Source organism: Thiohalorhabdus sp. (assembly GCF_036628635.1).
GTDB lineage: Bacteria > Pseudomonadota > Gammaproteobacteria > Thiohalorhabdales > Thiohalorhabdaceae > Thiohalorhabdus.
Map to the genome: position 1 here is coordinate 19,414 of NZ_JAZKRM010000017.1, position 18,981 is coordinate 38,394.

The 18,981-nt window shown below is 67.6% G+C and carries 17 protein-coding genes; 6 read left to right on the forward strand and 11 right to left on the reverse strand.

The genetic code is table 11. The features are described 5' to 3' along the window. Positions 1-28: 28 nt before the first annotated feature. Positions 29-2,014: a sensor domain-containing diguanylate cyclase gene (locus V5A19_RS07425; RefSeq protein ID WP_332318535.1), complete on the reverse strand. Its 1,986-nt coding sequence runs from the start codon at positions 2,012-2,014 to the stop codon at positions 29-31. A gap of 470 nt (positions 2,015-2,484) precedes the next feature. Between V5A19_RS07425 and V5A19_RS07430 the strand changes: the two genes are divergently transcribed. Together V5A19_RS07430 and V5A19_RS07435 are read left to right on the forward strand one after the other, a co-directional pair. Beyond that, complete coding sequence (locus V5A19_RS07430; protein WP_332318534.1) at positions 2,485-3,744, forward strand: amylo-alpha-1,6-glucosidase; 1,260 nt, start codon at positions 2,485-2,487, stop codon at positions 3,742-3,744. Positions 3,745-3,753: 9 nt separating this feature from the next. After that, complete coding sequence (locus tag V5A19_RS07435; RefSeq protein ID WP_332318533.1) at positions 3,754-4,344, forward strand: DUF502 domain-containing protein; 591 nt, start codon at positions 3,754-3,756, stop codon at positions 4,342-4,344. Here V5A19_RS07435 and V5A19_RS07440 read toward each other — a convergent pair. Next, on the reverse strand, positions 4,337-4,540 hold the full coding sequence (locus V5A19_RS07440; protein WP_332318532.1) for a heavy-metal-associated domain-containing protein: 204 nt from the start codon (positions 4,538-4,540) through the stop codon (positions 4,337-4,339). The genes V5A19_RS07435 and V5A19_RS07440 overlap by 8 nt on opposite strands. A gap of 102 nt (positions 4,541-4,642) precedes the next feature. Between V5A19_RS07440 and V5A19_RS07445 the strand changes: the two genes are divergently transcribed. Both V5A19_RS07445 and selD read left to right on the forward strand, forming a co-directional pair. Next, a complete protein-coding gene (locus V5A19_RS07445; protein ID WP_332318531.1) occupies positions 4,643-5,758 on the forward strand; it encodes a cobalamin-independent methionine synthase II family protein in 1,116 nt (371 codons plus the stop codon). 68 nt (positions 5,759-5,826) lie between these two features. Further along, complete coding sequence (selD, locus tag V5A19_RS07450; RefSeq protein ID WP_332318530.1) at positions 5,827-8,175, forward strand: selenide, water dikinase SelD; 2,349 nt, start codon at positions 5,827-5,829, stop codon at positions 8,173-8,175. Here the strand turns inward: selD and senB are convergent. After that, positions 8,165-9,121 carry a selenoneine biosynthesis selenosugar synthase SenB gene (senB, locus tag V5A19_RS07455; RefSeq protein WP_332318529.1) on the reverse strand — a complete coding sequence of 319 codons (957 nt, stop codon included), beginning with the start codon at positions 9,119-9,121 and terminating at the stop codon, positions 8,165-8,167. The genes selD and senB overlap by 11 nt on opposite strands. 326 nt (positions 9,122-9,447) lie before the next feature. Here senB and senA point away from each other — a divergent pair, with 326 nt between their 5' ends. Beyond that, the gene (gene senA / locus V5A19_RS07460) at positions 9,448-10,782 is read left to right on the forward strand and encodes a selenoneine synthase SenA (protein WP_332318528.1); all 1,335 of its coding nucleotides are present in this window, start codon (positions 9,448-9,450) and stop codon (positions 10,780-10,782) included. A gap of 25 nt (positions 10,783-10,807) precedes the next feature. On the opposite strand, the gene V5A19_RS07465 is transcribed toward senA, so the two are convergent. The 6 genes from V5A19_RS07465 to V5A19_RS07490 all read right to left on the reverse strand — a co-directional run bounded on the left by V5A19_RS07465 (position 10,808) and on the right by V5A19_RS07490 (position 16,368). After that, positions 10,808-11,995, reverse strand: a complete 1,188-nt coding sequence (locus V5A19_RS07465) for a sensor domain-containing diguanylate cyclase (protein WP_332318527.1) — start codon at positions 11,993-11,995, stop codon at positions 10,808-10,810. 160 nt (positions 11,996-12,155) lie between these two features. Then, positions 12,156-13,025, reverse strand: coding sequence for an HDOD domain-containing protein (locus V5A19_RS07470; protein ID WP_332318526.1), 870 nt, complete (start codon positions 13,023-13,025; stop codon positions 12,156-12,158). A 175-nt stretch (positions 13,026-13,200) separates the two neighbouring features. Continuing rightward, positions 13,201-14,196 carry an NAD(P)-dependent oxidoreductase gene (locus V5A19_RS07475; protein ID WP_332318525.1) on the reverse strand — a complete coding sequence of 332 codons (996 nt, stop codon included), beginning with the start codon at positions 14,194-14,196 and terminating at the stop codon, positions 13,201-13,203. Positions 14,197-14,207: 11 nt separating this feature from the next. After that, positions 14,208-14,957 carry a hypothetical protein gene (locus tag V5A19_RS07480; protein WP_332318524.1) on the reverse strand — a complete coding sequence of 250 codons (750 nt, stop codon included), beginning with the start codon at positions 14,955-14,957 and terminating at the stop codon, positions 14,208-14,210. Between the two features lie 108 nt (positions 14,958-15,065). Further along, complete coding sequence (locus V5A19_RS07485) at positions 15,066-15,728, reverse strand: DUF1614 domain-containing protein (protein ID WP_332318523.1); 663 nt, start codon at positions 15,726-15,728, stop codon at positions 15,066-15,068. A gap of 1 nt (position 15,729) precedes the next feature. Beyond that, complete coding sequence (locus V5A19_RS07490) at positions 15,730-16,368, reverse strand: 7-cyano-7-deazaguanine synthase (RefSeq protein ID WP_332318522.1); 639 nt, start codon at positions 16,366-16,368, stop codon at positions 15,730-15,732. Positions 16,369-16,527: 159 nt separating this feature from the next. Here V5A19_RS07490 and V5A19_RS07495 point away from each other — a divergent pair, with 159 nt between their 5' ends. Further along, the gene (locus V5A19_RS07495; RefSeq protein WP_332318521.1) at positions 16,528-16,998 is read left to right on the forward strand and encodes a hypothetical protein; all 471 of its coding nucleotides are present in this window, start codon (positions 16,528-16,530) and stop codon (positions 16,996-16,998) included. Here V5A19_RS07495 and V5A19_RS07500 read toward each other — a convergent pair. Both V5A19_RS07500 and V5A19_RS07505 read right to left on the reverse strand, forming a co-directional pair. Then, positions 16,988-18,349 (reverse strand): nicotinate phosphoribosyltransferase, encoded by a 1,362-nt coding sequence (locus V5A19_RS07500; RefSeq protein ID WP_332318520.1) that lies wholly within the window; start codon positions 18,347-18,349, stop codon positions 16,988-16,990. The two genes, V5A19_RS07495 and V5A19_RS07500, sit on opposite strands and share 11 nt — an antisense overlap. After that, on the reverse strand, positions 18,346-18,930 hold the full coding sequence (locus V5A19_RS07505) for a nicotinamidase (RefSeq protein ID WP_332318519.1): 585 nt from the start codon (positions 18,928-18,930) through the stop codon (positions 18,346-18,348). The genes V5A19_RS07500 and V5A19_RS07505 overlap by 4 nt, the downstream gene beginning before the upstream one ends. Positions 18,931-18,981: the final 51 nt, after the last annotated feature.

An 18,981-nucleotide genomic window follows, 5' to 3' on the forward strand; every position in this document is an offset into this window, starting at 1 on the left:
TAAACGGGGCTGAACGGGCCGGCGGTTTTTAGCCCTCGGCCACCCTCACCTGGTTACCGCCGCGGTCCTTGGCCTCGTGCAGGGCCTGGTCCAGGCGCTCCAGCAGGGTGTTGGCGGTGTCGCCGTGGTGGTAGGCAGTAACGCCCATACTGGTCTGGACCATGACCACCGGGGCGAAATCGTGGCGGGCGATGCGATCGTGGAGGTTGCCTGCCATGGTGCGGGCACCCGCCAGAGCGGTGTCCGGGGCGAGCACCAGGAAACGGTCCGCGCCCCAGCGGCCCAGGAAATCGGGGGCGCGCTTGTTGGCCGCGAGCAGGCTACCGAGCCCCTGTAGGACCTGATCGCCCGTCTCCCGGCCGTAATGGTCGTTGACCTGCTGGAACCGGTCCAGGTCGAGCAGGACCGCCGAAAGGGGGTTTCCGTAGCGTCGGGTGCGCTCGAGCTCCTGCGTGAAGCGATCCTCCAGGGCCGCAGGGGTCCAGGCCCCGGTGAGCCCATCCACCGTGGCCATGCGCTCCAGGTCCGCCTCCAGGGCCTTGCGATCGCTGATGTCCACCCCGAGTGCGGCCAGGAACCGGCGTTCGCCGACGGTCACAGGGGCTACCGAGAGCCTGTAGGGTACCTCGTCGCCGCTAGCGCCCCTGAGGTGGGCCTCGATCTCATGGTCGTCGTCTGCGGTGGCCCCTTTCAGCAGGTCCCGAACCGGTTGGCGGTTGGCGGGGGCAAACAGCTCCGGGGCCGGCAAGCCGGCTAGATCCAGCGCGGCATGACCGGTTTGCCGGCTCAGATTGGTGTTCCACCGGGTCAGCCCCAGGTCGGGGCCGGCCAGGAAGAAGATCCCGGGCAGGCTGCCCAGGATGGCCTCGTTGATTCCCGTCTCCCGGCGCAGGTGCTCGCGCAGGGAGTAGTGGTCGGAGAGGTCGTTGACGAAAGCGAACAAGGCGGAGATGCCGGTGCTGGGGTCGGGCATGGTCACCATGCGCACGCCCACCGGGATGGAGCGCCCGTCCCCGTGGCGAAGCCGGATCTGGAATGAGCGCGGCTCACCCTCCTCGAGCCGGTTGAGGTGCTGGCGAAGGTCGTCGGCGTCTTCGCCGTCGGTGAGCTCGGGCAAGGGGCGGTCCCGTAGGTCGTCCTGGCTATACCCCAGCATGTCCAGCAGGGCCTGGTTGACGTCGACGGTGCCGCCGCGGCTATCGCCCATCCAGAAGCCCTCGCCCAGACTGCCGATCAGGCCCCGGTAGCGCTCCTCGCTGTCCTGCAAGGCCCGCTCCAAACCGCGCTGGCGGGTGGTGGGACGGAATACCAGCTGCAGGGTGGGTTGGGGGTCCGCTCCCACCAGGGCCAGGGAGACCTCCATCTCCGCCGGACGATCGGACCGGCCCAAAAGCCGCAAACGGCCATCGGCGCGCCCGGTCTCGGCCGCCTGGCTCAGAAGCTCGCCCATGGGCTCGTGATCGGGCTCGTAGATCAGCGAGTCCATCATGAGGCCCCGGAGCTCTTCGGCGCCGTCAAGGCCGAGCAGGGAGGTGGCTGCGGGGTTGGCGTAGTCCAGGCGCTGTCCCTCCAAGACCAGGACCCCGTAGGGCAGGGCATCCATCAGGTCGGGGCACAAGCCTGGGGCGTCGGACCCCTGCGGTTCCTGGGTATTGGGATCGCCCGCGGCCATCATCAACACCCACCCGGAATCGGTTGGGCCCACCCGGATTAGGCGCAGGTTAGTTTCCGGGCCCGTCCCCTCCGCCGTCTGGAGGGAGGCGGTTACCTCCGCTTCGCCGCGGTCGCGGGCTTGGTCCAGGCGATTTCGGAAGGCCCGTTTCTTGGGGCCTTTGAACAGCTCCGTGGCATCGAGGCCGGCGAGCGCGTCCGGTTCCCGGCCGCAGGCCGCGGCGCCGGCATGGTTCCAGGTGTGGACGCGACCCTCGGGGTCCAGGAGCAGCGTGAGACCGGGATAGGTTCGCAGCAGCTCCGTGGGAAAGGGGGCCGCGAATTCCTCGGTTGGGGATTTCATGCGGTTTTCAATCCTTAAGAGAGGCCCGTATTCGGACTTGGCGCCTAGGCAACCGTATCGCGAATGGTCGCCTATGGCGAGATAGGGCCCAAAATCCGCAGGACAAATTTGTTCTCACGGATTGGGACCTTGGGAGAGCTTGGGCAAATGGCACCAATCCCCTGTAGGAGCCCCATTCAGTGGGCGAGCCGTCGGCTCGGGCGCCTCGATCCGGCAATGTCTGGCCCGGCGAGGCCGGGCTCCTACGGACCTGCCGGTCCAGGGGAGGGCGGCGGTCCAGATTGAGCTTTGCCCTGCCCAGATTTGGCAAAGGGTGATCATCGCAGCCCAATGGGCCGCGTTGGGGTCGCGTTCCTGCCCCACAGCCGCCGGCGAGCTCTCCAAAGATGGCCCCTTGGACGGCCTTTCCACGGGGAGCCGTCTTGGTCCATGATCCCGGGACCAGCCTCAAGCAGGGGAGTCCACCGGCCATGCCTGAGTCGACCCTGGTGCCCCCAAACCGCAGCGAGGCGTACGAGCAGGCCTTGAGCCTCCTGCACGCGTGCGCCACGCCTCACGGGTTCGTGGCCAGCGCTCAGGGCGGGGGCAACTATCAGCGTATCTGGGCCCGGGACGGCGGCATTATGGGCCTGGCTTCCCTAATGAGCGGCGATGAGGAGCTCATCCGGACCCTGCGCCGGACCTTGGGCACCCTGGCCGACAATCAGGGGCCTCACGGCGAGACCCCGAGCAACGTCGAGCCCCGTACCGGCCGGATCAGCTACGGCGGTACGGCTGGCCGGGTGGACGCCAACCTCTGGTTCCTTATCGCCTGCGGCCAGTACTGGAAGGCCACCGGCGACGAGGCCTTTCTGGCCCGCATGCTACCGGCCATGGAGCGGACCCGGTTCCTGCTGGGGGCCTGGGAGCTCAACAACCGGGGCCTGATCTATGTGCCCATGACCGGCGACTGGGCGGACGAGTACCTTCACAATGGCTACGTTTTCTACGATCAGCTGCTCTATCTGCAGGTCCAGCGGGAACTGGCCGCCGTTCATCGGGCGGTGCACGGAGGCGCCGATCACGGTCTGGAAGAAGGCTTGGCGCGCTTGAAGCACCTGATCCGGGCCAACTACTGGCTGCCCGCGGAGGACGGTGGGGAGGTACCCGAGGACGTCTACCACGAGGTCATCTATCGCAAGGCGATGCAGGCGGCGGACCGTTGCGGCGGCCGTTACTGGCTGCCGTTCTTCACCCCGGCGGGCTACGGGTATCGCTTCGACAGCTTCGCCAATGTCCTGGCCTCCTTGCTGGACATCGCCGACGACTGGCAGCAGGACCAAGTGGATACCTACATCGCCGAGGCGGTCCGTGATGACCGCATGAACCTGGTGCCCGCCTTCTACCCGGTCATCACCCCGGAGGATCGGGAATGGCAGGAGCTGCAGATGACCTTCTCGTTCACGTTCAAAAACGCCCCGAACGAGTACCACAACGGTGGCCTGTGGCCCATGGTTAACGGCTTCTACGCCGCCCATCTGGCCCGCCGGGGCCTCACCGGTTCCGCCGGGCAGTGCCTGGACGGCATTCATGCCGCCAACGCCCTGCCCGATGGGGACGGCGAGTGGGCCTTCCCCGAGTACGTCCACGGCCGCCACCATACCCCCGGCGGTCAGCGCCGCCTGGGCTGGAGCGCGGCGGGGGCGGTGATCGCCCACCATGCCCTCGGGGGCGTGCGGTTACTGCGCTGAGGAGCCACCATGAGCCGTCTCGCCAAGACCTTCCTGACCGGGCTGCTAACCCTGATTCCCGTTCTGGCCACCGTGTATCTGGTTTACTGGGTGCTGGTGTCGCTGGAGTCGGCCTTGGCGGAGGTGGTGCAGATGAGCCCCCTGGCCACCTATTACGCCCCTGGCATCGGCCTGGCGGCGGGGATCGCGATCGTCCTGGTGGTGGGCGTGCTAATGAGCAACCTGCTGGTCCGGCGGCTTTGGGGCTGGCTGGACGGCGCCATCCGACGCGTGCCGCTGGTTCGTTCCGTCTACGCCGCCTTTTACGACCTCACCCGCTACTTCGATAGCACGGGTGACACCGAGCAGCGTCAGGTGGTGGAGGTAACCCTTAAGGGCGGGGCGCGGCTGGTGGGGCTGCTGACCCGGGAAGGGGTGCCGCCGGCCCTGGAGCGGCCCGGGGAGGAATCGGTGGTGATCTATTTGCCCATGAGCTACCAGATCGGCGGTTACAGCATGGTGGTGCCGCGGGAACGGGTGCGGCCGGTGGACATGTCCTTCGAGGAGGCCATGCGCTTCATCCTCACCGCCGGGATCGGCGAGACCGAGGCCCCTAGGTAGGCTCTGCGGTGTAGCCGGCCGTGCGCACCGCCGCTTCCAGGTCGGCCACCGATACCTGCTCGGGGTGCTGGATATGGGCCATTCCGTCCTCGTGGGACACCTCGGCGCTGACCCCGTCCAGGGCCTCTAGCGCCTTGGTCACCCGGTCGGCGCAGTTGCCGCAGTGCATAACTGACACCTTGAATGTGGTTTCCATGATGGCTTCCTTGTTGTACCGGTCCGTGGTCACCGGCATGGTTTTCATCGGTCCGGCCATCTTCAACAATGGCGCTTGGATCGGCAACCACCGGAGCCGGCCGTGATCACCACCCACACCGACGTGGTCGGCAGCCTGTTGCGGCCGACGGGCCTGCTCCGGGCCCGCGAGGACCGGGCCACGGGCCGCCTAGACGCCGCCGCCTTCAAGCGGATCGAGGACGACGCCGTGGATGCCGCCGTCCGCCTCCAGGAGGAAGCGGGGATGACGGTGGCCACCGATGGCGAGATGCGGCGGCTGTCCTTCCAGAGCCAGATGACCGAGGCGGTGGCGGGCTTCGGCGAGTGGGACCTGGATGCCTTCCTGTGGGGCGACTGGCGCGGCGACGAGCGGGTCGGCGACCGGTCGCGGCAACGCCCCGAGGACCTGGCGGTGGAATCGACGTTGCGCCAGCGCCGGTTCCTGTCCGTGGAGGAGTTCGTCTACCTGCGCGCCCGGGTGGCAGGGGGCACCACCGCCAAGGTGACTCTACCCAGCCCGAGCTTGTTCGCCAGCTTCTGGGACCCGGAGCGCTCGGCCGGGGCCTATGCCACCCTGGACGCCTTCCTGGGGGATGTCGCCGACCTCCTGCGCGCGGAGGTGGCCGAGCTGGCGCGGCTGGGCGCCGACTACCTGCAGCTGGACGCGCCCCATTACCCGCTGCTGCTGGACCCGGCCACCCGCGCCTTCTACGAGGCCCGGGGCGGGGGCTGGCAGGACTGGCTGGCCCGGGGCATCGAGCTGGACAACGCGGTGATGGACGCCGCCCCCGGGGTGACCTTTGGCTTCCACCTGTGCCGAGGCAACCAAGCCAGCCGTTGGCTGGTGGAAGGCGGTTACGATCCCATCGCCGAGCCCATCTTCCAGGGCACGAAGGCCCACCGCCTGCTGCTGGAATACGACGACGAGCGCTCCGGCTCCTTTGCGCCCCTGGCCCGCGTGCCGGCGGACAAGATGGTGGTTCTGGGCCTGGTCACCACCAAGTCATCCCGGGCCGAGACGCCCGAATGGTTGGAGACGCAGGTGCGGGAGGCGGCCCGCTACGTCGATCTGGAGCGCCTGGCGCTGTCACCCCAGTGCGGTTTTGCCACCTCGGTGGAGGGCAACCGGGTGACGGAAGCCGTCGAGCGCCGTAAGCTGGCAGTGCTCCGCGAGACCGCCGAGCGTGTCTGGGGGTGAAGAGCCCGCCGGACCGGCCCCCAGGGGTCGCCCGGGGGAGCATGATTATCCATTTGAAAGAAAGGCCTATGCAGGGATCCAGCAATACGCCGGTTCTGAAGGATTTGGTTCTGGTAGGCGGTGGCCACAGCCACATCGCCGTGATGCGCCGGTTCGGCATGAAGCCGGAGCCCGGGGTCCGGTTGACCCTGGTGGCCCGCGACCTTCAGACGCCCTATTCGGGCATGCTGCCCGGCTACGTCGCCGGCCATTACGGCTTCGAGGACTGCCACATTGACCTGGGGCCACTGAGCCGGTTCGCCGGGGCCCGCCTGATCCACGCCGAGGCCACCGGGCTCGACCTGGAAAACGGCCGGGTGCTTTGCGCCGACCGGCCCCCCATGGCCTACGACCTGCTCTCCCTGGATATCGGGTCCAAGCCCGACACCGGCATGGTCCCCGGCGCCCGCGAGCATGCCCTCCCGGTCAAGCCCATTGACCGGTGGCTTGCCCATTGGGAAGCCGTCAAGGCGGCAGCGGTGGCCAGCGGTGGCCCCTACCGGGTCGCTGTGGTCGGGGCCGGGGCCGGCGGTGTCGAGCTGGTCCTGGCCGTGCGCCACGCCCTGCGGCGGGAGGTCGCCGCTGTTGGCGGCGACCCCCAACGCCTGCGGTTCGATCTGGTTTCGGCCGAGGAGACCGTCCTTCCCGCCTTCAATCGCCGGGCCCAGCGCAAGTTCGCCCGCATTCTCGACGAGCGGGGCATCCGGGTGCACACCGCCGCGCCCGTGGCGGAGGTTACCCCAGGCCGGCTACTTCTGGCCGACGGCCGCGCCCTGGACACCGACGCGCCGCTTTGGGTTACCCAGGCAGCGGCTCCGGAATGGATCGCCGACTCCGGTCTGGCCACGGACGACAATGGCTTCGCGGCCATCAACGATTATCTCCAATCTACCTCCCACCCGGAGGTCTTCGCCAGCGGCGATATCGCCACCATTAGCGCCCGGCCTCGGCCCAAGTCCGGGGTCTACGCCGTGCGGCAGGGCCCGCCCCTGGCGGAAAACCTGCGCCGGGCCCTGCTCCGGCGTCGGCTGAAGCGCTACGTCCCCCAGAAGCGGGCGCTGGCAATCGTCGGTACTGGCAATGAGCATGCCGTTGCGGCCCGCGGTACCTGGGCGGTGGAGGGTGACTGGCTGTGGCGGGTCAAGCGTCGCATCGACGAGCGCTTCATGGCCAAATACCACGATCTGCCCCGTATGGCGGAGGAGCAGGAAACCGATGTGAGCGAGGCCGTTGCCGGCGGTCCGGAGGCGCTCAAGGAGATATCCACCGTTGCCATGCGCTGCGGCGGCTGCGGCGCCAAGGTGGGGGCCTCGGTGCTCTCCCGGGCCCTGGCCCGGCTGGCCCCGGTGGTGCGGGACGACATCCTGGTTGGCCTCGATGACCCCGATGACGCCGCGGTGGTGGAGGTACCCGAGGGCAAGGTCATGGTGGAGACCGTGGACTTCTTCCGGGCCATGATCGACGACCCCTACGTCTTCGGCCAGATCGCGGCCAACCACAGCCTGGGCGACATCTTTGCCATGAACGCCGATCCGCAGTCGGCCATGGCTCTGGCCACCGTGCCCTACGGCCGCGACGACAAGGTTGAGGAGCAGATCTACCAGATGATGGCGGGGGCCCTGTCCGTGTTCGAGGACAGCAACACCGCCCTGGTGGGCGGCCACACCGGTGAGGGGGCGGAGCTGGCCTTCGGTTTCGCCGTCAACGGCCTGGTGGAGCGCGACCGCATCCTGCGCAAGGGCGGCATGCAGCCCGGCGATAGCCTGATCCTGACCAAGCCCGTGGGTACCGGCACCCTGTTCGCCGCGGATATGCGCCACTTGGCCCGGGGAGCCTGGGTCGCCGGAGCCCTGGACGTCATGGCCACCTCCAACCGCCGCGGGGCCGAGATCCTGTTCGAGCACGGGGCCACCGCCTGTACCGATGTCACCGGCTTCGGTCTGCTCGGCCATCTGGTGGAGATGACCAAGCCCTCTGAAGTGGACGCCGAGATCCGGCTCGCCGATCTGCCCGTCCTTGACGGGGCGCTGGAGACGATCCGCGCTGGGGTGTTCAGCTCCTTGCAGCCGGAGAATGTCCGCCTGCGCCGGGCGGTACGCGATCCCGAAGGGGCCGGCGCGGACGAACGCTATCCGTTGCTGTTCGATCCTCAGACCGCGGGAGGCCTGCTGGCAAGTGTGCCCGCCGATCAGGTTGAGGATTGCCTTGCCGCCATGCAGGCCGCCGGCTATCCCGATGCCGCCCTCATCGGCCGGGTACGTCCCGACAGCGGTGCCCAGGCGCCCATCGATGTGGTCCCCGAAGGCGGCCAGGCGGCCCGGACAGCCGACGAGCCGGGTAGCACTGTCGCCGCCCAGGATTCGGGGGTCACCCCCTGAGAGTATCCATCAGGGTACGCCAGTCGGCGCCTTCGCGCTCGGGCTCGAAGAGGGGGGCGCGCTGCCGGCAGCGCTCCGTTAACCGGTTGTAGAACCCGGCATCGGCCTCGGTGCGCTGCAGCAGATCGGCCAGGGTCTGAGTAGCCTCGGCCGGGAAGGTGGCCGGGTAGTCCGCACCGAGCAGTCCGGTGTTGCCGGGAATGGCCGAGGCGAGCACCGGTACCCCGGCGATGATGGCCTCGCCCACGGCGTTGGCGCCGCCCTCCATGAGTGAGGGATGGATCAAAGCATGGGAGCGGGAAAGGGCCCGCCGAACCCGCCAATGAGGCAGTTCGCCGTGCCAGCGGTAGCGCGGATTGGCCGCCATCTCACTGCGGGCGGCCGCCGCCCAATCTTCGTCGGGGGCTAGGCCCAGATGGTGGATCATTAGCCGCGAGTCCCCCGGCAGCAGCCGTGCCGCCCGGGCGGCACGGAAGGGGTCCTTGACGTCGCGCAGGTGCCCGATGACCAGGGCCCGGAATTCGCGCTTGACGGGGCGGCGGGGATCGGTGGGAGGTCGAGCCGACTGGATGATCACTCTCAGCTTGTCCCAATAGGCCGAGGGTATGTCTTCGGCCACGGCTTCGTGGATACCCACCAGGCAATCGGCGGCCGACATAGTCCGGTGAGTGGTTTCCGGGTCGGTGTACTGGAAGCGGTAGAGATCGGTTCCGGTGAGCGCTACGACCAGCGGCCGCTCCGGATGGCGCTGGCGGAAGCGGTCCACCGCCCCAGCGGTGCGCCAGGCATGGAGGGCGATCAGGGCGTCGGCGGGCTCGCCGGCGTAGTCCGTGGCCACCGTCACCCGATGCCCCCCTGCGCGCAGGAAGCGCGCCCACCGCTCGGCGGTGGCGCGATTGCCGGAGCGGGAGCCGCGGGCGGCGGGCGTGACTATTCGGATGCGCAAGGGCCCTCCGGGAACGGCTTATCCGTAGATGACGCCGATGAACGCAGATAAGAATCCATCTTGTTTATCCTAGACAAGCGTTCTTAAAGGCACCATGGATTTTGACCGGCTTGCGGGTGCAAGGCCCGGGCCAGCGATCGGCCCACCTAAATCGCCATCCAATCGCGGAACCCAGGCTCCTTCACCTATTGTTTGTGGATGATGACTGAAGAATAGGGGCGGGCAGAGAAGCCCAGACCATTTTCGTTTCCATCTGGGTTCATCGGCGTCATCTGCGGATGAATTTCTAGGTGATTTCTTCCGGTCAAGCAACAAGGTAGGCGATCATGACGAAACCGGTTCAGGCAGACATCCTGCTGGACATGATGGCGGATGCACGGGCGCGCACCTTTGAGCTGGTGGAAGGCCTGGAAGGGCCTCAGCTCACCGAGCCCATGCTGGCCACGATCAATCCGTTGCTGTGGGAGATCGGCCACGTGGCGTGGTTTCACGAGTACTGGATCCTGCGTCATCTGGACGGGCGCGAGCCCATGATCCCCAACGCCGACGCCCTCTACGATTCCTCGGCCATCCCCCACGACGACCGGTGGCAGCTGTCGCTGCCGGCGCTGGAGGATACCATCGCCTACATGACCCAGGTGCACAACGCCCTTGGGGCCCGACTGGAGTCGCTCGGCAGCGACGCGGCGCCCGTGGCGGACAGCTACTTCTATCAGCTGACCACCTACCACGAGGACATGCACGACGAGGCCTTCACCTACACCCGCCAGACCCTGGGCCAGCCTCGCCCGGACTTCGCCGACACCGGCGGCGGCCTGGATCCCGACGACGAGCCTCGGGTCGGGGACCTGCCCGGGGACGTGGCGGTCCCTGGCGGGGTGTTCTGGCTGGGCGCCTTCGAGGGCGAGCCCTTCGTGTTCGACAACGAGAAGTGGGCCCACCGGGTGGAACTGCGCCCGTTCCGGATCGCCCGGGCGCCGGTGACCAATGCCGAGTTCGCCGAGTTCGTTGCCGACGGCGGCTATCGCGAGCCGCGCTGGTGGTCCGAGGCCGGCTGGCAGTGGCTGCAGACCCAGGGCCGCGAACGCCCCGTGTACTGGGCCGATGACGGCGGCGGCGACTGGCTCATCAAGGACTTCGACGGTTGGCGGCCCCTGCCACCGAATGCCCCGGTGAGCCACGTCAGCGCGCACGAGGCCGAGGCCTACTGCAGCTGGGCCGGGCGGCGCCTGCCCACCGAGGCGGAGTGGGAGGCGGCGGCTGCCGGCGAGCCGGACGGCGCCGGTTCCGCCCTCGCCGAGCGCAAGCGCCGTTTCCCGTGGGGCGAGGGCCGGCCCACCATGGATCGGGCCAATGTTGACGGCCGCTACCTGGGGCCGCTGGACGTGGCCGACTGCCCGGGCGGCGACAGCGCTTTCGGCTGCCGGCAGATGATCGGCAACCTGTGGGAGTGGACGGCATCGCCCTTCGAGCCCTATCCGGGCTTCGTTCCCGACCCCTACAAGGACTATTCCCAGCCTTGGTTCGGCGACAACCGGGTTATCCGGGGTGGGGCATGGGCTACACGCGGCCGCATGCTGCGTAACACCTGGCGCAACTTCTTCACCCCGGGGCGGTGTGATGTCCTCGCCGGATTCCGGACCTGTCCCCGGGAGGCGTGAGGCCGGGCCAGGGTTGGCTGCCTGGTTACTCGGTATACACCGTGATGCGGTCGCGGCCCGCGGCTTTGGAGGTGTAGACCGCACGGTCCGCCTCCGTCATGAGGCGGTCCAGGAGGCGCTGAGAATCGACGGCAGCCGACTCCTCCGCGTGGTGCAGCTCGGCAATGCCGATACTGGCGGTCAGGCCGAATTGATAGCCGTCGGCGTCGCTCCAGGTGCGGTTCCTGAGGTCCTGCTGGAGGCGCTCGGCTAGCCGGTTCGCGCCCTCCGAGTCGGTGTCGGTCAGCATCATGACGAACTCCTCGCCCCCCACACGGGCCAGGATATCGCCCTCCCGCAGCTGGTCCCGGAAAAGGGCGGCCACGTCGCCCAGAACCTGGTCGCCGGCGGAGTGGCCGTGAACGTCGTTGATGGTTTTGAAGTGGTCCAGGTCGATCATTAAAAGGGTCAAGGGGCGCTCATGGCGTAGGCTGCGGGCTAGCTCGGCGGAGGCCTCGGGGAAGAAGAAGCGGCGATTGTACAGGGTGGTTAGCTCGTCGATGCCGGCGAGCTGCTCGAACTGGGTCTTGAGCTGCTCCGCCTCGACCAGGGCCTCCTCCAGCTGGGCGGTACGCTGGCGGACGTGCTCCTCGAGGGAATTCACCAGGCGGTGATTGAGCAGCATGTGGCTGAGCATGGTGGCGAAGACCTGGAGCATGTGCTCGTGCCAGGCACTGAAGGCATGGGGTTCGGGATGGGCGACATTGAGCACCCCGATTACCTGGCTCCCCTCCATCATGGGAATGGCGATCAGGGCACCGGCCCCCCGGTCACGCTCGTCTCCCCAGGGTCGGTAGCGGGGGTCCTGGCGGCAGTCGCCCACATGCTGGGCTTCGCCGGTGGTCGCCGCCGCCCCCATGACGCCCGCGTTGGCGGTGAAGTTGGTGGGCGGACCGGTTGCGGTCGAAGTCCGCTGCCGGGAGCCGGGGGCGAACTCCCGTTGGTCAAGGCCGGTGCTGTTCTCCAGGCGACCATCGCGCAGAAGGAAGACCGATGACCGCTCCAGATCCTGGTGCTCGGCCAGTGTCTGCAACGCCTGATCAAGCATGGTGGCTTCATCCATCTGCCGGGTGTCGGTTTCGATCAACGACCGCAGGGCCGACAGCGAATCCAGCAGGTTGGTGAACTGGTGCCGCAGCTCGTTGGTGGCATAGGCGAAGGGACGGGAATCCATAGCGCTCTAGCCCGGAAGTTGCTCCCCTACCCGGTCCGGCGCTAGCAAGTCAGAGCCCGAGAGGGTAGGGGATTCTTGGGACGTTCTAAAATGCTTGAAGCGCATTGCAACCCCTGAGGATAAGCCAAGATCCCAACGGGATCGGCGGTTGGGCGCAATGCTAGGCCATATCCCTGGCCAGGTTGCGCAGGCGGCCACGCTCCCGGATCATTTGCCCCACTCCCTCGTTCCAGTGCTCCTGCGCGATGGGGAGCCATTGGGGCACCTGCAGGGCCGAGGTCGCCGGATCCTCCTTGTCCGTGGCCAGCAGGGCATCCACCTGCTGCCGGCACAAGCCCACCTGCACCGGCAGGGCTCCGGTTTCCTCCGGCCGCTGTGTGCTGTAGTTGGCTATCACCCCGATGACATCGTCGGGAAGGTGCCAGCGGCGCCCCAGCCCGGCCCCGGCAGCGCAATGATCGACCCCGATGGCGGCCATCTCGGCGTCACGCAGATGGCCATCATCCGGATCATCCAGGCCCTTCAGGACACCGTCCATGGCCTCGGGGTAGAGATGGACCAGCAGCAAGGTGCCAAGATTGTGCAACAGACCGCCCAGAAAGGCGTTTTCCGAATCCAGTGGCGGGCCTGCCTGGCGTCGAGGGGTCATTGCCTTGGCGCAGTGGCCGGTGAGCAGGGCGCAATACCAGTAATTCGTCAGGTCGAAGTGGGGGCAGGAACGGGTGTCGAAGGCCCGGCTGAGGAGGATGGATAGCAGCAGGCTCTTGACCGTGCGCAGACCCAGGATGCCGAAGATGGCCCGGTCAAGGTGGCGGACATTGCCCCGGGTGCCGAAGTAGGCGGAGTTGGCCCAGCCCATTACCCGCGCCGACAGGCCCGGATCGCGCTCCAGTATGACCCGAAGCTGTTCAAACTGGTCGTCGCTATCGCTCTGGAGCAGTCCTAAGAGCTCCCCGGCGACCATGGGGAGGGGAGGCAATTCCTGGGTCTCCAGGACCCGCCGGCGTGCTCGGTTTGTGGGGGTGGTCATCCCCTTACCCGCAGTGTTGGGCTAATGGTTCCTTTTACCATCGGTAGAGAGGCCGGGTCCAAGCGTTTCGCCTGCTTCCGGTAGGAATTGATTGCAGCCTACATCAAAGGCGGGCCGGCGACCATGGGGGATGACGGAGGCGGTCGCAGCCCGAGCCGGACAGCCTGGAGGCCCATCAGACCACCCGGTTGCGACGCTCGCCGGCCGCGAAAGCCCCAACATTGGCGGCGAGCTCGTCGGTCAGACGCTGACGAGCCTGCCGACTGGCCCAGGCGGTGTGGGGGGTGACGATCAGGTTGGGTAGGTTCCCCGCAAGCAGGGGGTGGTCCGGAGGCGGTGGCTCCTGGCCGAGGACATCCACGCCGGCGCCGCCGATGGTGCCCGCTCGCAGGGCTTCGGCGAGGGCTGGCTCGTCCACGATGCCGCCGCGGGCGGTGTTGATCAGCAGGGCGTGCTGCGGCAACCGGGCCAGCTCCTCGGCGCCGATCAGGCCACGCGTGGCGTCGGTCAGGGGGCAATGCAGGCTCAGGGTGTCCAGCTCCGGGAGAAGCTCCTCCAGCGGGGTCCGGCCCGGGCGGTTCGGCCGCCCCGGCAGCTGGGCGATGCGTACGGTCATGCCGAAAGCCTCGGCGATTCCGGCAACCTTTTTGCCCAGCTCGCCGTAACCGGCGATGCCCAGGGTCCGCCCGGCCAGCTCTTCCACGGGGAAGTCCAACAGGCAGAAGTGGCGGCTCTCGGTCCATCGGCCAGCCCGAACGGCGGCCTGGTACCGGGGTAACCGGGTCGCCAGGGCCAAAAGCAGGGCGAAGACGTGCTGGGTGACCGAGGGGGTGGCGTAGCCGACCACATTGGCCACCGCCACGCCCTGGGCGTGTGCCGCCTCCAGTTCTACATGATCGGTGCCGGTGGCCGCGATGGCGATCAGCTTGAGACGGTCGGCCGCTGCGATGGCACGGGCGTCCAGGGGCACCTTGTTGGTGATGACCACGTCGGCGCCAGCGATGCGATCGGGAACCGTGGAGGCATCGGTGTGGGGGTAAAAGGTCCAGTTAGCGGCTGCCTCGAGCCGGGTTAGGTCGAGATCGCCGGAGGTTTCGGCACCTTCGCCCTCGTCGCCGGCGGCAACCAGGCCGGGATCGAGCGAGCCGCTATCCAGGAATACGCCTTCCACGGTCGCCTCCTTCAGGACCAGAGGTGCTCGAGGGCCCGGGTCAGGCGGTGGGCGGTGGGTGGGCCGGTGAAGATCCGGTTGGCCCCGGCTGCGACCGCCTGCCGCCGTTCATCGTCGGTGGCCGATTCGGCAGTCAGGACCAGGGGGGTCCAGTGGTCGTGGTGGCGGAGTCGGCTCAATAGGGCGTGGTCGTCACCGGCGATGGCTTCATCCACCACAGCCAGCGCCGGAGCCTGCTGCTGCCAAACGGTATCCGCCGTTTCGGCAGTGGCGGCGGTGACTACCGAAGCGCCCCCACTCAGCGCCTCCAGGGCCCGGGCCAGGGCGGCCCGGGAATCCTCGTCCAGGCCCACCGCGAGAACCAGGGGGGGTTCGGCGCCGCTGGTGACGGCCTCTTCGAGCTTCTGGCGGGGTGGATCCGGATTGAGCTCCTCGGCGATGGCCTCGGCCCCCTCCCGCATATGGGTGGAAACCCCTTCGGTCCAGGGCAGGGTTCCGGCGGTGTAGGCCCCCAGGACTTCCTGCATGGCCGCAACCAAGTGGATGGCCTCATCGCTTTCCAGGAATTCGGTAAGCTCGGTGAGCTCGCCGTGGAGCTGTTTCCCCGGCTCGGTATCGGCGTCCGGTTCGGCCCACAGGATCTCGACGAGCTCGCGCATGATGGGGGCCACCTTCTCCGGCGAGAGGCCCTCCAGGCCCTGGCCCTGGGCCTCGAAGACATCGAGGAGCTCGGTGTCGGTAATCTGCCCCTTCTGGCTCATCGGTGCCCTTCCTCCGTGCTCCCAACCACCTGGGATCCTGGTTTCGGAAACGGCCTTCCGGTCAGCCGATTATGCCTGCCACACCGTCGGTGCGCCATTGGCTGCTGGTTAGGCCAGCAGTACCGCCACGATGCCGGTGATGTAGATGCCGTCGAAGGTCCCGGCGCCCCCGATTGACGCCAGCGGTGTGCCCATCTGGCTGATGTCGCCGATGCGCAGAAGGTCCGCCCCTACCAGCACCCCCAGGGTGCCGCATATATAGGCCAGCGGCGCGCTCAGCTCGCCCCCGAGAATAAGGGCGGTCACGGCGGCGGCAATGGGGCCGACGAACAGCGGCATGGCCACGCCCATGCCGGGCACGGGCCGGCTAGCGACGTAGCTGATGGCGGCCACCACTGCGATGGCGCCGAAAACCGGGAGCAGCGATAGGGGATGATGAAGCCAAAGATAGATGGCGAAGCCGATGGGGATAACGCCGCCGCCCAGGTTGATGGCGACCCGAGTTCGCCCGGTAAAGGGCTGCCGGGGCCGGAGCAGCCCGAGACGGTAAAGGGGGTGGGCCCGCATGGCGGGCGGCGGCTCTGTCCGCATGCTGAATAGGGGGATGTTGACGCCGCTGCCCAGCAGGGATCCGAACAAAAGCACGATCAGGGCGATCGGTGGCAGGCCCAGCTTGTCCACGGCAATGGTGAGCACCCCCACCTGGATGAAAGCCAGCAGGAATATGGCCAGGAACAGGAAGGCAACCAGAAAAAGGGGGGATAGGCGCACGTCAGGGATCTCCCTTGGCCAGTCGGCATGGGTGATCCGCCAGGCCCGCCGCGGCAAAGGCTGCGGCCCGCTTGCGGCACTGGGGACATTGCCCGCAGGGCCGGGCATAGCCCAGCAGACAGCTGTAGGTGTTGGCGAAAGCCACCCCTAGCTCCCAGCCGTGGCGGATGACCTGCGATTTGGTTTGCTCCAGCAGGGGGGCTTCCACGGTTACGGTACCGAGATTTGCTGCCAGGTCGCGGAATTGCTGGAAAAAAGAGGCCGACGCGCTCCGCGAGGCGCTGCCGTCGTCGGCTGTCGACCCCACCCACAGGCGGTCGACGGCGCGCTTGTCGGCCAGGCTTAGCCCGAGCGACAAGACCACCAGATTCCGATGAGGCAGAGGGACATGGTACTGGCGCTCGCTGTCGCCCTGAAAGGCGCGGCCAATGGCGGCCATGTCCAGGGTTTCCAAGGTTGCGCCCGCGGCCAGGGACTGGGCGACCGCGCCCCGGCGCTCCATTCCCGCAGGGCGCTGGCCGTAATCCACAAAGGCGGCCCGGACCCTGTCGCCTGCCGCAGCGGCCTGATGGAGGAGGGTGGCGGTTTCCACGCCGCCGCTGGCGAGCACCAGGGTCAGACGGGAATTATCCGCCGTCATGGCCGAAAAGCGGGCCCCGTCCGCGGCGGTTTTCCGGCCGGGTGAGACGGGTGACAACGGGGACAAAAATGGTCGAGGATGGATAGATCAAGGAGTGTTTGCGGTTTATGTTTGTCTTATGCATGAAAAGGAAGGCCGCACCCCTAGTTGGAGATCCCAATGAGCGAGGACGGAAGGACAATGCAGGAACGACTGGAAACCATTCTGCGTGAAGGCCGACTTCTTGCCCAGGACGCCGGAAAACGGTTGGCTTCGCTTACCCGCTGGGCCTACCGGGATGTCAGGCGGCGTCTGGGCTGGGACCTGGATACCGGCGAAGCCCTAGAGGAGGGGCCGCCATCCTCCCCAAAGGGGGCCGAGCCGTCTGCCGAGACCGGAGAACCAGCTGGCGAAGTCAGCCCCGAAGCCGGCAAGGCGGGCGCTCCTAGTAGCCCCGAGGGCTACGCCGTGGGTCAGGTCTGGACACCCCAGGATACCTCCAAAAAGCCCCGCAAAGTGGTGGATGTCAAAGTGGAGAACGGCGAGTACTATCTGCTCTGGCAATCCCCGGATGGCGGCAAGGAGAACCGTATCAAGGAAGATAGCTTCACGCGCTGGGTCCGCCGCGAGAATGCCCAGATTAAGAGCTGAGGCGCTGCCGAAGCGTTTCCGCCGTCTTCTTTAGATCCTCGCTTACCGCCACGGGATAGGGCGCGGGAGCGGCCTCCAGGGCCCGCTGCTGCGACGGTAGGGCCTCCCGCTCACGGCGGGCGTGGCTCCGGATGGTCGCTAGATCCGGTGCCCTGTCCGGCAGCCGCTGACCCTCCGCCATGACGGACCGGAGCAGCGGGGTCCCGGGTGCTTGTTCATACCCCCGGGTCACCAGATCCCGTTGGTAGGTACCCCGGTCATCCAGTTGTCGAAATACTTGCTTGCGCCCGGGCAGTGTCACCTTATGGGTGGCCAGCTTCATGCGCGGCTCACCCGCATATTCCACCAGCTTGTAGGCGCTGTCCAGATAGGGTGCGTCCTCCGAAACCCCCATGTGGGTTCCCACCCCGTACCCGTCAATGGGGGCGTCCTGGGCGCGTAGCTCCGCGATGGCGTATTCGTCGAGGCTGCCGCTGGCCAGGATGCCCACCTCCTGCAACCCGGCGTCGTCCAGGATGGCCCGGCTCTCCCGCGCGAGCCGGGCCAGGTCGCCGGAGTCCAGCCGGATGGCCCGAACGCGGAAGGCCTCGCCCCAATGCCGGGCCATATCCGCCACCTTGCGCACCCCCTCCAGGGTGTCGTAGGTGTCCACCAGCAGCACCGTTTCCGGGTAGGCGGTCGCGAAGGCCTCGAAGGCCGCCTGCTCGTCCGCATGGGCCTCGATGTAGCTGTGGGCCATGGTCCCCGAGACGGGGATGCCGTAGACCTGGCCGGCGAGGACGTTGGAGGTGGCGTCCGCTCCGGCGATATGGAACGCGCGGGCAGCCTTGAGGCTGGCGTCGATGCCGTGCATGCGCCGGGCCCCGAAATCCACCACGGCCCCCTCGCCGGCGGCGTCGACCACCCGGCTGGCCTTGGACGCCATGAGGGTCTGGTGGTGGACCTGGTTGAGCAGCATGGTTTCCGCCAGCTGGGCCTGGGGCAATGGCGCCACTATCTCCAGGATCGGCTCGTTGGGGAACACGGGGGTTCCTTCCGGGATGGCGAAGACGTCCCCGGTGAACCGGAAATCGGCCAGATAGTCGAGGAAGTCGGCGGAGAAATGGCCCAGCGAGTCGAGGTAGGTTAGGGCTTCCTCGGTGAAGCGCAGGTTCTCCAGGTAGGTCAGGGCCGACTCCAGCCCAGCTGCCAGCAGATAGTTGCGGTTGTCAGGTAGCTTCCGGATGAAGAGATCGAATACGGCCGTGTCATGCAGGTCTTCCCGGTGGTAGGCCTCCATCATGGTCAGCTCGTAGAGGTCGGTCAGCAGGGCCCCATTGCGATCGCTCGCCCAGATATCCGGCTGGCTCATGGCGCGGGCTCCGGTTCTTCCTCGATGATGGCACCGGCCTCGCGCATGTCCGCCAGGGCGCGCTCGCCGTCGCCCGGATTAACGTCCACCGGGCGGGTGGCCGGTTGCACGAGATGCACGGCGAAGCCCTCACCTAGGCCATCGAGGACGCTGGCGCGGACGCAGACATCCTGGGCCAATCCGCCTGTCCAGACCCGCTGTACTCCCTGCTCGCGCATCCGCTTGGCCAGCCCGGTGTCGTCGAAAGCCGAATACTGGTCCCTGCCCGGATCGGTGCCCTTGCTGATGATGACGGCCTCCTCGGGGAGCTGGAGGTCGGGATGGAAGGCCGCACCCTGGGTGTTCTGGATGCAGTGGGGCGGCCACGGCCCCCCCCGGTCGACGAAGCTGATGTGGTTCTCCGGGTGCCAGTCGCGGGAGGCGTAGATGGGTATCCTTGCCTCGCGGGCGGCCTCGATCCAGCGGTTGAGTACCGGCACTACAGCATCACCGCCGGGCACCTCCAGCGCACCGCCGGGGCAGAAATCGTTCTGGACGTCGACGATGAGCAGCGCGTCGCCCCGGGCCAGTCGTTCCGTCATGGCTCACTCCCTTCCCATGGAGCCGGCAGGAAACCGGCGCTATGGGCAGCC

Bases quoted from the DNA above. Each gene is read 5' to 3' on its own strand.
- V5A19_RS07425 (WP_332318535.1), bottom strand. From the start codon at position 2,014: ATGAAATCCCCAACCGAGGAATTCGCGGCCCCCTTTCCCACGGAGCTG.
- V5A19_RS07430 (WP_332318534.1), top strand. From the start codon at position 2,485: ATGCCTGAGTCGACCCTGGTGCCCCCAAACCGCAGCGAGGCGTACGAG.
- V5A19_RS07435 (WP_332318533.1), top strand. From the start codon at position 3,754: ATGAGCCGTCTCGCCAAGACCTTCCTGACCGGGCTGCTAACCCTGATT.
- V5A19_RS07440 (WP_332318532.1), bottom strand. From the start codon at position 4,540: ATGGAAACCACATTCAAGGTGTCAGTTATGCACTGCGGCAACTGCGCC.
- selD (WP_332318530.1), top strand. From the start codon at position 5,827: ATGCAGGGATCCAGCAATACGCCGGTTCTGAAGGATTTGGTTCTGGTA.
- senA (WP_332318528.1), top strand. From the start codon at position 9,448: ATGACGAAACCGGTTCAGGCAGACATCCTGCTGGACATGATGGCGGAT.
- V5A19_RS07465 (WP_332318527.1), bottom strand. From the start codon at position 11,995: ATGGATTCCCGTCCCTTCGCCTATGCCACCAACGAGCTGCGGCACCAG.
- V5A19_RS07470 (WP_332318526.1), bottom strand. From the start codon at position 13,025: ATGACCACCCCCACAAACCGAGCACGCCGGCGGGTCCTGGAGACCCAG.
- V5A19_RS07480 (WP_332318524.1), bottom strand. From the start codon at position 14,957: ATGAGCCAGAAGGGGCAGATTACCGACACCGAGCTCCTCGATGTCTTC.
- V5A19_RS07490 (WP_332318522.1), bottom strand. From the start codon at position 16,368: ATGACGGCGGATAATTCCCGTCTGACCCTGGTGCTCGCCAGCGGCGGC.
- V5A19_RS07495 (WP_332318521.1), top strand. From the start codon at position 16,528: ATGAGCGAGGACGGAAGGACAATGCAGGAACGACTGGAAACCATTCTG.
- V5A19_RS07500 (WP_332318520.1), bottom strand. From the start codon at position 18,349: ATGAGCCAGCCGGATATCTGGGCGAGCGATCGCAATGGGGCCCTGCTG.
- V5A19_RS07505 (WP_332318519.1), bottom strand. From the start codon at position 18,930: ATGACGGAACGACTGGCCCGGGGCGACGCGCTGCTCATCGTCGACGTC.